The following is an 11,685-nucleotide window of genomic DNA, read 5'->3' on the forward strand; positions in this document are numbered from 1 at the left end:
CTAAGTATCAACCTAACCTCTCACAGCTCCTCAAATCCCAGCACCCCATTCCTTTCTGCCAGGCTTTCATGAACCCTTTCCACCGCCGCCTTAACCGCTTCCGTCATCGGATAATAAAACCCGACAATATCCGGCTGAATGCCTAAGAAAACGACCTCACCAACGTCGTCGCGCAGTTGGTCCACCAGATAGTTAAGCGGCATATTGTGGGTGGTCATCATAAACATTTCGGCGATGTCGTCCGGGTCAATGCGGCGGATCTCGCCGGGGTTAAGCCCCATATCGGTGGCATCCACAATCAGTAGCCGCGCCGGGCGCAGCTCGCGGATCGCTACCACCTCGTTTTCCGGGGCGCTGCCGCCGTCAAACACCACCCAGTCGCCATGCGGTGCCTGCTGGCACATCTCGGCCAGCAGCGGACCGGCGCCATCGTCACCCATCATGCTGTTGCCGACGCAGAGTAAAACATCAGTCACGTTGCCTCCTCACCATCAGATAGATGGCGTTTTCCTGGTGAATGGCGTGCAGCATGGCGAGCATCTCGCGGCTCCACGCCTGCTGCTGCGCCGTCTGGTGTGCAAGGGCCGCGTCAAAGGCACTCGCCAGCATCGTTATATGAGTCGCATCGATCACGATCTCCCCGTAGCGCGGTACGCCTTCCATTTTGCGCCGCGCCTCGCTGCCCGCCTCCAGGGTGGCTATCCACGCCAGATAGTCATCCCAGGGGCAGGTGAGCACCGCCGACAGGCAGTCGATTACCCCCAGGTGGTGACCAATAGCCAGCCCGTAATAGATCACCTGCTGCGCGTCGGCGGGGGTGTCATCACTTTCGTCAATGAACTTGCGGCTGAGCTGGCTGAAAATTACCGTTTCACCCATCAGGCGCGCTCCTGCCCGACCACCTCAATGAGATTGGCCACGATTTCACTCAGGCGCGGATCGTTCTCCTGGGCCAGCCACGCCGCCACGCTCTCTTCGCCCTTCAGCAGATGGCGCATAAAATCATCCGCAATTTGGCGACCATAGCGGTAGCCAGCCAGTCGACGCGCGGCGCGGTCGATGCGCACCCGCAGAGGCTGCACCATCTCCGGGTGCAGCAGCTCGGCGGGCTGGTTATCTATGCTCCCCGGCTCGCGGGCGTGGATTTTTTGCTCCAGCAGCCCCAGCGCCATCGCAAAACCGTACAGCGTGGCGGCAGGGGAGGGCGGGCAGCCGGGAATATAGACGTCAACCGGGACGATTTTGTCGGTGCCGCCCCACACGCAGTACAGATCGTGGAAAATGCCGCCGGAGTTGCCGCAGGCCCCGTAGGAGATACAGATTTTCGGATCCGGGGCCGATTCCCACGCACGCAGCGCCGGGGAGCGCATCGCGCGGGTCACCGCGCCGGTAAAGAGCAGAATGTCGGCGTGGCGCGGGGAAGGCACCACCTTAATGCCGAAGCGCTCAGGATCGAAAATGGGCGACAGGGTGGCGAAGATCTCGATTTCGCAGCCGTTGCAGCCGCCGCAGTCTACCCGGTAGACGTAGGCCGAGCGCTTAATGTTTTTCAGCAGCGAGGTCTTCATGCGGGCGATGGACTCATCCACCGTGAACGGTACCGGCATCCCCTGTTTGTTACGCGGCCCTAAGAGTTCGTTCATCGCGTCGCCTCCTTCATTTCGCGGATTAGCTGGATTTTTTCCGAAGGCGCAAGCCCCTGCAGGCGCTTGCAGTCCGGGCAGGTTTCAAAGCTCTCGCGGTGTGATTCTGCCCGCTTGTCCCCGTTGTGACGCAGGATCTCAATCGCGTAATCAATCTCTTTTTGCACCGCGTAGGGGCGCTCGCATACCCGGCAGTAGCAGATGTCAAAGCGCGACTGCTGGAGGAAATCCGCTTTACTCCACACCGCCAGTTCGTACTCCTGAGAGAGCGTGATGGCGGTGGTCGGACAGACCTCCTCGCAGCGCCCGCAGAAGATGCAGCGCCCTAAGTTAAACTGCCATGCCAGTTGCCCGGTGAGCAGGTCGGTCTCTACCGTCAGGGCGTTAGCGGGGCAGGCGTTTACGCAGGCCGCGCAGCCGATGCACTGCTGCGGATTGTGTTCCGGCTTGCCGCGCAGATTTTTGTCAACCGCAATCGGCTGGAGCGGGTAGGACTCCGTCACCGTGCCGGTTTTGATTACTTTTTTAATAAAGGTAAACATGAATGCTCCGGGTTATTTCAGCGGCGAGTTCTTGCGTTCGATGCTGTAGCGTTCCAGCTCTTTATAGGGCACCACTTTGCTTTTCTTCTTGCGCACGTCGACCACCGTCATGCGGTCGGTGCAGGAGTAGCAGGGGTCAAGGCTGCCGATAATCAGCGGCGCGTCAGAGACGGTGTTGCCGCGCAGCATATAGCGCAGCGTCGGCCAGTTGGCGTAGGTGGCCGCCCGGCAGCGCCAGCGCCAGAGCTTCTGGTTGTCGCCGGTCATGCTCCAGTGGATATCATCCCCGCGCGGCGCTTCGCTAAAGCCCAGCGCAAACCGGTTCGGAATATAGGTAAAGCCCTCCACCATCAGCGGGCCGCCCGGCAGGTTATCCAGCCCGTAATCGATCATGTTCAGGGCGGTAAAGACTTCGTTGATGCGCACCTTCAGGCGGGAGATGACGTCGCAGCCCTGCTCGGAGTGGACCTCCATCGGCAGCAGGCCGTAGCCGGCAAAGGGGTGATCTGCGCGGGTGTCGCGGGCATGTCCGCTGGCGCGCACCATCGGTCCCACATTGCTGAAGTCGCGGGCGATCTGCGGGTCGAGGCGGCCGACGCCCACCGTACGCTGCTCAATGTTCGGCGTGCTCATGAGGATATCCACCAGATCCTGCACGTCGCGGCGCATCTGCTGCGCCAGCTGGCGCGTGGCGATCATATCCTCTTTCAACATATCGCGACGGATGCCGCCAATCAGGTTCAGGCCGTAGGTTTTGCGCGCCCCGGTGAGGATTTCCGCCATCTTCATCGAGGCTTCGCGCACGCGGAAGAACTGCATAAAGCCGGAGTCAAAGCCAACAAAGTGGCAGGCCAGCCCCAGGTTCAGCAGGTGCGAGTGCAGACGCTCCACCTCCAGCAGGATGGCGCGGATCATTTGGGCGCGTTCCGGCACCACTATTCCCATCGCATTTTCCACCGAGGTGGTGTACGCCGTGCTGTGGGCAAAGCCGCAGATGCCGCACACGCGGTCGGAGAGGAAGGTCACTTCGTTGTAGCCCATGCGGGTCTCCGCCAGCTTCTCCATGCCGCGATGGACGTAGAACAGGCGGTAATCGGCGTCGATGATGTTCTCGCCGTCGACGAACAGGCGGAAGTGCCCCGGCTCATCGGAGGTAACGTGCAGCGGGCCAATGGGCACTACGTTGTTTTTCTTATCGCCGAGCTCGTTAATAAACTCGTAGGTCTCTTTATCGGTGGTGGGAGCCGGACGCTGGCGATAATCCATACTGTCTTTACGCAGCGGATAGAGCTCGTCAGGCCAGTCGTCCGGCAGCACCAGGCGGCGCTCGTCGGGCAGGCCGACCGGGATCAGGCCGTACATATCGCGCACTTCGCGCTCGCCCCAGACGGCGGCGGGCACCCGTGGCGTCACCGAGGGGAACTCCGGCTTGTTGGCGTCCACCTCGACGCGCACGGTTATCCAGCAGCGCGTACCCTGTTCCATCGACAGCACATAATAGACGGCGTAGCTGCCGCAGAGCTGGCGCTCATCGTTGCCAAACAGCACCGAAAGCCAGCCCCCCTGTTGGTAATACAGGAACTCGACCACCTCCGGCAGGTAGTTGTTTTTCACCGTAAGGGTGATTTGATCCCGGGTCTGCCAGGCCTCATTTAACACTACGCCCGGGAAGGCCTGATGCAGGGCGGCGAGATAGTGTTGACCAACTTTTTCTTCAGACATGGTTATTCTCTACAGTCACGCCGCCAGCAAGGAGACGAAAGCTAAAAAGGCCAGACCAAAACCGGTCCAGGTAATCCGTGAGGTGGCGTTAAAGCGCAGGCGCGCCATGCTGTTCTCGAACAGGGCAATCACCAGCACGCCCGCCACCAGCTTGACCGCTGCGATAACGATAGCCAGCAGCAGGCCGCCGACGGAAAAGTGCGTCATCTGCCCCCAGGGGATAAACACCCCGACGAACATTTGCAGCACCACCAGCTGCTTCAGGCTGATGCCCCACTTGAACAGGGCAAAGCCCGCGCCGCTGTACTCCGACAGCGGGCCTTCCTGTAGCTCCTGTTCGGCTTCGGCCAGGTCAAAGGGCAGCTTGCCCATCTCAATAAAGGTGGCGAAGGCGCAGGCGCACAGGGCCAGCGTCAGCGTCAGGGAGTGGGCGACCGGCCAGTGCCAGATCGTCTCTGCCACCGCGCTGATATGGGTACTGCCCGCTACCTGAGCGGCAACCCACAGGCCAAGCAGCAGGATCGGCTCCACCAGTACCCCGAGCATCGCCTCGCGGCTGGCGCCAATGGCGGTGAAGGGGCTGCCAGTGTCCAGTCCGGCAATGGCAAAGAAGAAGCGAGCAATGGCAAAGAGATAAATCAGGGTAATGAGATCCCCCAGCGGCGGCAGCGGCGAGGCGAGGGTGATCACCGGCAGCGCGCTGGCGATGGCGACCATTACGGCTACCATCACAAAGGGCGTCAGGCGAAATACCCAGCCGGAGGCTGCGGGAGCCACGCTCTGGCGGCCAAGCAGCTTAATCAGATCGCGGTACTCCTGGAAAATATCCGGCCCGCGGCGGGTATGCAGCCGGGCGCGCGTCACGCGAGTAATGCCGGTCAGCAGTGGCGCAAGGGCAAACAGCACCAGCGCCTGGATCAGGGCGTAGATCAGGGTCATTTTCCGACTCCTTGAGAGATAATCACCACCAGCAGCACCGCCAGCTCAAGCAGCGCGATACGGTGGAACACGACAGCCGTGCGCTCACGCTGCCAGCCGGGAATAAAGCGCACCGGGTTCAGCCATTTGCGCAGCTTCAGTACCGGGGCAAAGGCCTCTTTTACCGGCATCGCGAAGCCGTGAGCGGTGATCACCATCGAATCTTCATGATCGTAGCCGCACACCCAGGCCATCCCGCGGGAGCGGTTCGCCAGGCGATCGCCTTTGAACAGCACCGTAACGATAAAAGGCAGCAGCAGACCGGCGAGCAACAGCAGCGTGACCATCGGTTGCGAGACGGTGTTTACCGCGCCGCTATTCACCGGGAACATCTGGCTAATTAGCGGCAGAAACCACGGGGCCGCTACGCCGCCCGCCACGCAGCAGAGCGCCGCCAGCCCGGTGCTGAAAGTCATCAGCCAGGGGGCGTCGGCGGCGTTTTGCGCTTCAGGAGTACGGGGGACACCAAGGAAGGTGACGCCATAGACTTTTGCCATGCACATCACCGCCAGCGCGCCGGTAATCGCCAGTCCCACTGCCAGCAACGGCCCCAGCAGGCGAGTGATAAACAGGTCGTGCGCGCCGAGGTTAAAGAAGGACTGATAAATCACCCATTCGCCGGCAAAGCCGTTGAGGGGAGGCAGCGCAGCCATCGCCATCAGCCCTACCAGCATGGAGAGGGAGATCAGCGGCATTTTTTTGCCGATGCCGCCGAGCTTCTCAATATCGCGATGGCCGGTGCGATACCACACCGCCCCCGCGCCGAGGAACAGGGTGCTTTTAAACAGGCCGTGGCTCACCAGATGGTACAGCCCGCCAGTGAAGCCCAGCGCAATCAGCAGGTTGCTCTGGAGCGCAATACCGCTCACGCCCGCGCCGAGGCCAAGCAGGATGATGCCGATATTTTCCAGGGTGTGGTACGCCAGCAGGCGCTGAATGTTGTGTTCCATCAGGGCATACAGGCCGCCGCTGAAGGCGGTGATCATCCCCAGCACCAGCAGCAGTACCCCCAGCCACAGGGGAGGATAAGTTCCACTCAGGCACACCGTCAGCATGCCGTACAGCCCCACTTTCATCACCACCGTGGAGAAGAGCGCGGCTGCGGGAGCGCTGGCATTGGCGTGCGCCTGCGGTGCCCAGCCGTGCAGCGGGATTGCTCCGGCCAGCAGGCCAAAGCCAGCCAGCCCCGGTAACCAGACGCTGGCACCCGGTGCCTGTTCGCTCGCCAGCTCTGCCATCGCCGCAAAGTCCAGTGAGCCGTAAAACTGCCACGCCTGCCAGCAGGCGATCGCCAGCAGCAGCGTTCCCAGGCGGCCAAGCACAAACCACAGCTTGCCGGACTGGGCGCAACCGGTCAGAAACGCGGCGCACAGGGCCATAATCTCTGCCATGACCACCAGCCAGCCGAGGTTATCGGCCACGATGGCTGCTACGGCAGCGGCCATCAGCAGGTTCATCAGCGCGCCGTTGTTTTTCGCCTGCGGATGGCGATGCCAGGCGATGCTAAACAGGCCGATAAAGCAGGCCGGCAGGCCGATGGCGATAAGCCATACCGCCCCGATGCGCGTCAGCTGCGTCCCTACCTGAAGCCAGGGGATGTCGGCGTGCAGCGCCAGGGGCGCAGGTGCGGCCAGCAGGGTGCTAAACCCTGCCGCCACCGTCAGGGCGCTGGCGATTGCGTTGCCGATCCCGGCAATCGCACCGCTCGCGGGCCGGTTGGCACAAAAGAGCAGGGCCAGCACGGCGCTGATGAGGTACACGCCCAGCGCCAGGTTAAGTAGTGAAAAGGCGTTCATCAGCGTTCTCCTTGCTGCGACTGGAACAGCGACAGATCGCCCAGATCGGTAAAGACGGTAAGTTCACGTTTGCGCTTGCTGGCGTGGGTGATGTCGTCGTCGTTCACCAGATACAGGGATTTGGTCGGACAGGTGCGGACGCACGCCGGGCCATCTTCGTCGAAGTAGCAGAGGTCGCACTTCACCGCGATGGCGCGCACCCCAGGCACCCAGTCGAGGAACGGGCTGACGCGGGCGGGGGATGGAGGAGCCGGTGGCGCTTTAGCGGTATTGCTGTTGGCGGGGATAGCCAGCGGGCGGCTACCGGCAAATTCTATCGCCCCAAACGGGCAGGCGATGCCGCACAGCTTGCAGCTAACGCACAGGCTTTCATTAAGCTGGATGGCACCGTCAATGCGGGTGATGGCGTTAACCGGGCAGACCTGCGCGCAGGGGGCATCTTCGCAGTGGTGGCACAGCTGCGGCGCGGACTCGTTGCGGTTACGCATCACTTTTAGCCGCGGCTGGCTTTGCAGGCCATGCAGGCGGTGGTTTTCTGAGCAGGCTGCCTCACAGGTATGGCAACCGATACACAGAGCGGGATCGGCAATTACAAAACGATTCACCTGGTTTCCTCTGGTGATAGTCATTTTTGACGAAATGTGTCGAAAACGTCATTTTCGACACCTGACGACAGCGTATTCAGGCGGCGGCGTGCTGTTGCGCCAGGGTCGCCAGGGTCAGCGACTCGCCGCGTGTGGTGGCCTGAAAGATCGCGGTATAAATACCGCTGATTAGGTTAAGGAAATGGTTCAGCACCGCCTCGCGCTCGTTAATGTTAATACTGTCGTCCAGCATGCCATCATCCTTCAGACGGGCGCGGCCAATCAGCACCCGCGTCTGCTCGTCACGCGCTTCGACGGTGTAATTGAAGATATGGCCGTTAAAAGCCTGCTCGGGCGTCACGCGGATAAGGAAATGGTCAAACAGCCAGAAGGCCAGCCCGTCATCTATACCGCTGGTTGGGGTCAGGTGCAGACTGGCTTTCGAAAGGGTAATGGCCTGAATCAGCGAATTACCGTAGTGATTCCAGTGGGTGCGCAGTACGCGCTGCTGTCCAGCGATAAAATTTGCCTTCTCAGTTAATTCGGAAAGGTTCATGGGAAATACCTAATGCGTCTGTTTTACAAAGTTGTCAGCATTAAGCACGTTCCATGCCAAATTTTAAGTTATTGATTATTTTGGTTGTTTTTATTTTAATGCGGCAAAATAACATCAAATGACATGTCATTTCGTCATCTTTGCCCGCATCAGGACACTGCTTTTTCGGAAACTTTACTGGAAACATGGCACCAATATTGCTTTACCCGGTAAGACTTCACCGGGACGAGCATCATGCACGAAATCACCCTCTGCCAGCAGGCGCTGGAATTAATTGAACAGCAGGCGCACCTGCATCGGGTCAAGCGGATCGTCGGCGTATGGCTACGCGTCGGCGCCTTTTCTTGTGTAGAAAGCAGCGCGCTGCAGTTCTGCTTTGAGCTGGTTTGCCGGGGCAGCGTCGCCGAAGGCTGCGAACTGCATCTGGAAGAACAGCAGGCGGAATGCTGGTGCCGGGACTGCAACGCTTATGTCCAGCTTTTAACCCACCGTGTGCGGCGCTGCCCCTCCTGCGGCGGCGGCGATTTACATATCGTCGCTGACGACGGGCTGCATATCACGCGTCTGGAATTTGAACAGGAGTAAACCATGTGTACCACCTGCGGTTGCGATCGGGGCAACCTTTATATTGAAGGCGACGAGCGTAATCCCCACTCCGCGTTTCGCAGCGCCCCCTTTGCGCCAGCCCGCCGCCCGCCGCAGCGCATCATTCGGATAGAGGCGGGAGATTTTGCCCCCGCAGAGCATCCTTCCGGCCAGCTTGATTACGGCCAGGGCGAGGCCGGCACCCACGCGCCCGGGCTGAGCCAGCGCAAAATGGTCGAGATTGAGATCGATGTGCTGAGCAAAAATAACCTGATTGCCCGCCGTAACCGCGAGCGCTTTCACAGCAGAAAACAGCTGGTGCTGAACTTGGTTTCCAGCCCTGGCTCCGGTAAGACGACCCTGCTGACGGAAACCCTCACCCGGCTGCGCCAGCGCGTGGCCTGCGCGGTAATTGAAGGGGATCAGCAAACCGTTAACGACGCGGAGCGGATCCGCGCCACCGGCACCCCGGCGATTCAGGTCAATACCGGTAAAGGCTGCCACCTGGATGCCCGGATGATCGAGGATGCGATGCAGCGTCTGCCGCTGGAAGAAGGCGGCATTATGTTTATCGAAAACGTCGGCAATCTGGTCTGCCCCGCCGGTTTCGATCTCGGCGAGCGCCATAAGGTGGCGGTACTTTCGGTAACCGAAGGCGAAGATAAGCCGCTGAAATATCCCCACATGTTTGCCGCCGCCTCGGTGATGCTGCTGAACAAGGTAGATTTGCTGCCGTACCTTAACTTTGATGTTGAGAAGTGCCTCGCCGCCGCCCGCGAGGTGAACCCGGAGATTGAGATCCTGCAAATCTCCGCCACCCGCGGCGACGGAATGGATGCCTGGCTTGCCTGGCTGGAGGCGCAGCGATGTGCATAGGCGTTCCCGGTAAGATCAGCGCAATTGACGAGGGTATGCAGGCCAAAGTCGAAGTCTGTGGCGTCATGCGCGATGTAGATCTGACCCTGGTCGGCACCCATGACGAAAGCGGGCACAGCCGCCTCGGTCAGTGGGTGCTGGTTCACGTTGGCTTCGCCATGAGCGTGATTAATGAAGAGGAGGCGCTGGATACCCTCGCCGCGCTACAGAATATGTTTGACGTGGAGCCGGACGTCGGCCCGCTGCTGTTCGGTGAGGAGGCCTGCTAATGCGCTTTGTTGATGAATACCGCGATCCGGAAAAGGTGATGCAGCTGATCGAGGCCCTGAAGGCCCGCGCCGGGAAATTACCCTATAGCGCCCGGCGTCCGCTGCGCATCATGGAAGTCTGCGGCGGCCACACCCACGCCATCTTTAAGTTCGGGCTGGATCGGCTGCTGCCCGACAACATCGAGTTTATCCACGGGCCCGGCTGCCCGGTGTGCGTGCTGCCAATGGGGCGCATCGACACCTGTATTGAGATCGCCAGCCGACCTGAGGTCATTTTCTGTACCTTCGGCGACGCGATGCGTGTGCCGGGGCGCAACGGCTCGCTGCTGGACGCCCGGATGCGCGGCGCGGACGTGCGTATTATCTACTCCCCGGCTGATGCCCTGAAGCTGGCGCAGCACAACCCGCAGCACAAAGTGGTCTTTTTTGGCCTCGGGTTCGAAACCACCATGCCTGCCACCGCTCTGACCCTGCGCCAGGCAAAGGCGGCGAACGTGCAGAATTTCTACTTTTTCTGTCAGCACATCACCCTGATCCCGGTGCTGAAAAGCCTGCTGGAACAACCGGAAAACGGCATCGACGCTTTTCTGGCACCGGGCCACGTTAGTATGGTGATTGGCACCCACGCCTATGATTTTATTGCCTCGCAGTATCGGCGACCGCTGGTGGTAGCGGGCTTTGAGCCGGTCGATCTCCTGCAGGGGGTATTAATGTTGGCGGAGCAGAAAATAGCGGGCGACAGTCGGGTAGAAAATCAGTATCGCCGCATCGTGCCGGACGCGGGCAACACCGTGGCGCAGGCCGCCATCAAAGAGGTGTTTGCCGTGGCGGGTGACAGCGAATGGCGCGGGCTCGGCATTATCAATCATTCGGGCGTGCATCTGACCGATGCCTATCGCGCCTTTGACGCCGAGCACCACTTCCGGCCCCGCGCCCAAAGCGCCAGTGACGATCCGCAGGCCCGCTGCGGTGAGGTGCTGACCGGGCGGTGTAAACCGGCCCAGTGTCCGCTGTTTGGCGGGAAATGCACACCGCAAAGCGCCTTTGGCGCGCTGATGGTCTCATCTGAAGGTGCGTGCAGCGCCTGGTATCAGTACCGTTCTCAGGAGTGTGAAAGTTGAAACAGATAACCCTCGCCCACGGCAGCGGTGGACAGGCCATGCAGCAGCTTATCGGCGAGCTTTTTATGCGTGCCTTCGCCAACCCGCTACTGGCAGAGCAGGAAGATCAGGCGCGTATTCCGCTGCATGAGCTAACCGCCTGCGGCGATCGGCTGGCCTTTTCCACCGACAGCTACGTGATAGATCCGCTCTTCTTTCCGGGAGGCAATATCGGCAAACTGGCGGTCTGCGGCACGGCAAACGACGTGGCGGTGAGCGGGGCGATCCCCCGCTGGCTCTCCTGTGGGTTTATCCTTGAGGAGGGGCTGGAGATGGCGACCCTTGAGCGCATTGTTGCCAGCATGGCCGCCGCTGCCGCTGCAGCCGGGATTTCTATTGTCACCGGCGATACCAAAGTGGTGCCGCGCGGCGCGGCGGATAAGGTGTTTATTAATACAGCAGGTATCGGTACTATTCCTGTCGGTCTACACTGGGGCATGCGCCAGATTCAGCAGGGCGATCTGCTACTGGTCAGCGGCACCCTTGGCGATCACGGCGCAACCATCCTTAACCTGCGCGAAGGCCTGGGCCTGGAGGGTGATTTGCAGAGCGATTGCGCCGTACTGACGCCGTTGATACAGGCGCTGCGCACGGAACCTGGTGTACGAACCCTGCGTGACGCCACGCGCGGCGGCCTGAATGCCGTCGCCCATGAATTTGCCGCCAGTAGCGGCTATGGGATTGAAATAGCAGAAAGCAGCCTGCCGGTGAAATTCGCCGTACGCGGTGCCTGCGAATTGCTGGGGCTGGATCCCCTCAACTTTGCTAACGAAGGCAAGCTGGCGATTGTGGTTGAGCGCCAGGCGGCGGAGCGCGTGCTGGCCCTGTTGCGTCAGCATCCTCTTGGCGAGAACGCGGCGATTGTCGGCGAGGTGGTGGAGCGCAAAGGGGTACGACTCACCGGCCTGTACGGGGTGAAACGCACGCTTAATTTGCCCCATGCTGAACCGCTCCCCCGTATTTGCTGACCCGGT

Annotated in this window: 14 protein-coding genes; 5 read left to right on the forward strand and 9 right to left on the reverse strand. The window is 60.7% G+C overall.

Going from position 1 to position 11,685, the window contains the following annotated elements; all coding sequences use genetic code 11:
- Positions 1-20: 20 nt before the first annotated feature.
- From hycI to C7M51_RS01255, 9 genes are all read right to left on the reverse strand, one after another.
- On the reverse strand, positions 21-476 hold the full coding sequence (gene hycI, locus C7M51_RS01215) for a hydrogenase maturation peptidase HycI (RefSeq protein ID WP_160619791.1): 456 nt from the start codon (positions 474-476) through the stop codon (positions 21-23).
- Entirely contained in the window at positions 469-879 is a 411-nt protein-coding gene (locus C7M51_RS01220; protein WP_160619792.1) for a formate hydrogenlyase maturation HycH family protein, read from the reverse strand. The genes hycI and C7M51_RS01220 overlap by 8 nt, the downstream gene beginning before the upstream one ends.
- Positions 879-1,643, reverse strand: coding sequence for an NADH-quinone oxidoreductase subunit B family protein (locus C7M51_RS01225; protein WP_160619793.1), 765 nt, complete (start codon positions 1,641-1,643; stop codon positions 879-881). Before C7M51_RS01225 ends, C7M51_RS01220 begins: the two co-directional genes overlap by 1 nt.
- Positions 1,640-2,185 carry a formate hydrogenlyase complex iron-sulfur subunit gene (locus tag C7M51_RS01230; RefSeq protein ID WP_160619794.1) on the reverse strand — a complete coding sequence of 182 codons (546 nt, stop codon included), beginning with the start codon at positions 2,183-2,185 and terminating at the stop codon, positions 1,640-1,642. Before C7M51_RS01230 ends, C7M51_RS01225 begins: the two co-directional genes overlap by 4 nt.
- Before the next feature lie 12 nt (positions 2,186-2,197).
- Entirely contained in the window at positions 2,198-3,907 is a 1,710-nt protein-coding gene (locus tag C7M51_RS01235; RefSeq protein ID WP_160619795.1) for a hydrogenase large subunit, read from the reverse strand.
- Between the two features lie 15 nt (positions 3,908-3,922).
- Positions 3,923-4,846, reverse strand: a complete 924-nt coding sequence (locus C7M51_RS01240; protein WP_160619796.1) for a respiratory chain complex I subunit 1 family protein — start codon at positions 4,844-4,846, stop codon at positions 3,923-3,925.
- The gene (hycC, locus tag C7M51_RS01245; RefSeq protein ID WP_160619797.1) at positions 4,843-6,681 is read right to left on the reverse strand and encodes a formate hydrogenlyase subunit 3; all 1,839 of its coding nucleotides are present in this window, start codon (positions 6,679-6,681) and stop codon (positions 4,843-4,845) included. Before hycC ends, C7M51_RS01240 begins: the two co-directional genes overlap by 4 nt.
- Positions 6,681-7,286 (reverse strand): 4Fe-4S dicluster domain-containing protein, encoded by a 606-nt coding sequence (locus C7M51_RS01250; protein ID WP_160619798.1) that lies wholly within the window; start codon positions 7,284-7,286, stop codon positions 6,681-6,683. Before C7M51_RS01250 ends, hycC begins: the two co-directional genes overlap by 1 nt.
- 76 nt (positions 7,287-7,362) lie before the next feature.
- Positions 7,363-7,821 carry a transcriptional regulator gene (locus C7M51_RS01255; protein WP_160619799.1) on the reverse strand — a complete coding sequence of 153 codons (459 nt, stop codon included), beginning with the start codon at positions 7,819-7,821 and terminating at the stop codon, positions 7,363-7,365.
- 234 nt (positions 7,822-8,055) lie between these two features.
- Here C7M51_RS01255 and hypA point away from each other — a divergent pair, with 234 nt between their 5' ends.
- From hypA to hypE, 5 genes are read left to right on the forward strand one after another with little or no spacing between them, the layout of a single operon-like run.
- The gene (hypA, locus tag C7M51_RS01260; protein WP_160619800.1) at positions 8,056-8,406 is read left to right on the forward strand and encodes a hydrogenase maturation nickel metallochaperone HypA; all 351 of its coding nucleotides are present in this window, start codon (positions 8,056-8,058) and stop codon (positions 8,404-8,406) included.
- Between the two features lie 3 nt (positions 8,407-8,409).
- The gene (gene hypB / locus C7M51_RS01265; protein WP_160619801.1) at positions 8,410-9,282 is read left to right on the forward strand and encodes a hydrogenase nickel incorporation protein HypB; all 873 of its coding nucleotides are present in this window, start codon (positions 8,410-8,412) and stop codon (positions 9,280-9,282) included.
- Positions 9,273-9,551 (forward strand): HypC/HybG/HupF family hydrogenase formation chaperone, encoded by a 279-nt coding sequence (locus tag C7M51_RS01270; protein ID WP_160619802.1) that lies wholly within the window; start codon positions 9,273-9,275, stop codon positions 9,549-9,551. Before hypB ends, C7M51_RS01270 begins: the two co-directional genes overlap by 10 nt.
- On the forward strand, positions 9,551-10,672 hold the full coding sequence (gene hypD, locus C7M51_RS01275) for a hydrogenase formation protein HypD (RefSeq protein ID WP_160619803.1): 1,122 nt from the start codon (positions 9,551-9,553) through the stop codon (positions 10,670-10,672). Before C7M51_RS01270 ends, hypD begins: the two co-directional genes overlap by 1 nt.
- Entirely contained in the window at positions 10,669-11,679 is a 1,011-nt protein-coding gene (hypE, locus tag C7M51_RS01280) for a hydrogenase expression/formation protein HypE (RefSeq protein ID WP_160619804.1), read from the forward strand. Before hypD ends, hypE begins: the two co-directional genes overlap by 4 nt.
- Positions 11,680-11,685 lie beyond the last annotated feature (6 nt).

It is taken from the genome of Mixta intestinalis, from assembly GCF_009914055.1.
Taxonomy (GTDB): Bacteria; Pseudomonadota; Gammaproteobacteria; order Enterobacterales; family Enterobacteriaceae; genus Mixta; species Mixta intestinalis.